Source organism: Aquirufa beregesia, assembly GCF_011090385.1.
GTDB lineage: Bacteria > Bacteroidota > Bacteroidia > Cytophagales > Spirosomataceae > Aquirufa > Aquirufa beregesia.
This window is the reverse complement of sequence record NZ_SEWW01000010.1, coordinates 113,994-116,517: the sequence shown is the minus strand read 5'-3', so window position 1 is coordinate 116,517 and position 2,524 is coordinate 113,994. Positions and strand designations below refer to the sequence as shown.

General features: G+C 46.5%; 1 rRNA gene. It reads right to left on the bottom strand.

Annotated features, from left to right (window positions below):
* Positions 1-2,161: ribosomal RNA gene (locus EWU23_RS14450) — 23S ribosomal RNA — on the bottom strand; the annotation flags it as partial.
* Between the last annotated feature and the right edge of the window lie 363 nt (positions 2,162-2,524).

Genomic DNA, 2,524 nt, shown 5'->3' with positions numbered 1-2,524 from the left:
TAGGGATTAGAATTCCAGTACAAGAAGGGTGGTATTTCAACGTTGGCTCCCCGATGCCTAGCGACACCGGCTCATAGCCTCCCACCTATCCTACACATCCAGTACCAAAACTCAATGCTAAGCTATAGTAAAGGTTCATGGGGTCTTTCCGTCCCGTTGCGGGTAAACGGCATCTTCACCGTTACTACAATTTCACCGAGCTCACGGCTGAGACAGTGCCCAGATCGTTACACCATTCGTGCAGGTCGGAACTTACCCGACAAGGAATTTCGCTACCTTAGGACCGTTATAGTTACGGCCGCCGTTTACTGGGGCTTCAGTTCAATGCTTCGCCTTGCGGCTAACATCCCCCCTTAACCTTCCAGCACCGGGCAGGTGTCAGGCCTTATACGTCATCTTTCGATTTTGCAAAGCCATGTGTTTTTGTTAAACAGTCGCCTGGGCCATTTCTCTGCGGCCTCGATTACTCGAGGCTCCCTTTATCCCGAAGTTACAGGGTTAATTTGCCGAGTTCCTTAGCCGTGATTCACTCGAGCGCCTTAGAATATTCTTCTCGACCACCTGTGTCGGTTTACGGTACGGGTTACTTATTAGTTATACACGCCTAGACTTTTCTTGGAAGATCACTCGCTACACTCGTTTTGGCATTGCTGCCGCCTCTCAAAGACACTATTCCGTCAGTATCTGGTAACCCATTCTCTCCGTCATCTATTTGCCCAATAAGTAAGTACAGGAATATTAACCTGTTGTGCATTAGGTTGTCGCTCTCGCTAGACCCTTAGCCCCCGACTAACCCTCAGTTGATTAGCATAGCTGAGGAAACCTTAGTCTTTCGGCGTGAGGGTTTCTCGCCCTCATTATCGTTACTCATGCCTACATTTGCTTTTCTGATCGCTCCAGCCAAGCTCGTCGCTCAACCTTCGCCGCAATCAGAATGCTCCCCTACCAGTATATAAATATAATCCAAAGCTTCGGTACTTTACTTGATGCCCGTTTATTATCGATGCCCGCCTCGCTCGACCAGTGAGCTGTTACGCACTCTTTAAATGAATAGCTGCTTCCAAGCTAACATCCTGGCTGTCACTGCAATCAGACTTCCTTAGTTCAACTTAGTAAAGATTTTGGGACCTTAGCTGTTGGTCTGGGTTCTTTCCCTCTCGGATTGGGACCTTAGCACCCCAACCCTCACTCCCGGGTATATTTTAAGCCATTCAGAGTTCGTCAGGATTTGGTAGGATTTGACTCCCCCTAGTCCTATCGGTAGCTTTACCTGCTTAAAACTTGACCCCGAGGCTGTTCCTAAAAACATTTCGGGGAGTACGAGCTATTTCTCAGTTTGATTGGCCTTTCACCCCTACCCACAAGTCATCCAAATACTTTTCAACGTAAACTGGTTCGGTCCTCCACTCCGTTTTACCGGAGCTTCAACCTGCTCATGGGTAGATCACAAAGTTTCGCGTCTACTCCCACTGACTAAGCGCCCTATTCAGACTCGCTTTCGCTCCGGCTGCTCACATCTATGTGATTAACCTCGCCAGTGAAAGTAACTCGTAGGCTCATTATGCAAAAGGCACGCCGTCACCCCACGAAAGGGCTCCGACCGCTTGTAAGCGTATGGTTTCAGGGTCTTTTCACCCCCTTACTCAGGGTACTTTTCACCTTTCCTTCACAGTACTCGTTCACTATCGGTCTCTTGGTAGTATTTAGCCTTACCGGATGGTGCCGGCAGATTCAAAGGGGATTTCTCCGGTCCCCCCCTACTCAGGATACTCCTACAATGAAATAAACTTACCAATACAGGGCTCTCACCTTCTACGGCCCGCCTTCCCAGACAGTTCTCGTTCATTTAATCCATCGATATCGAAGTCCTACAACCCCAGTCTTGCCGCAACAACACTGGTTTGGGCTAATCCGCGTTCGCTCGCCACTACTTACGGAATCACTTTTGTTTTCTCTTCCTCTGCTTACTTAGATGTTTCAGTTCAGCAGGTTTGCCTTCTATTTAAATAGAATACTAGATCTTCAATCTAGTGGGTTGCCCCATTCGGAAATCTTCGGATTAAGGGTCTTGTGCACCTCCCCGAAGCTTATCGCAGCTTAACACGTCCTTCTTCGCCTCCAAGAGCCTAGGCATCCCCCATACGCCCTTATTTCACTTACTCTCTAATATCTTCATGCCCGAAGGCAATCGCTATCTATTTTTGCTCTTACTCTTTACTTTATTCTCACAATATGTCAAAGAACCTTGTGTAATCTCTTAGTAGTTGCCTACCAATCAATTACATCGTTTCCCTATTTCCTTACTTCCGTTGAAGTAGGAGGGAGGCAATACTTAAAGGATAAATTATAAATGATGAATTATACATCATCGTTTATCTTTTAAGTTCTACTCTAATGTTTTCATTAAACTCGTTCGCTTAATGTTTTTACTCTAAGTGGACAATAAAGGATTCAACGCAGAATGCAATTCCGTTGACCCCTGCTATTAATCTCTGTTATTCAACAGTGTGGAGAATAACGGATT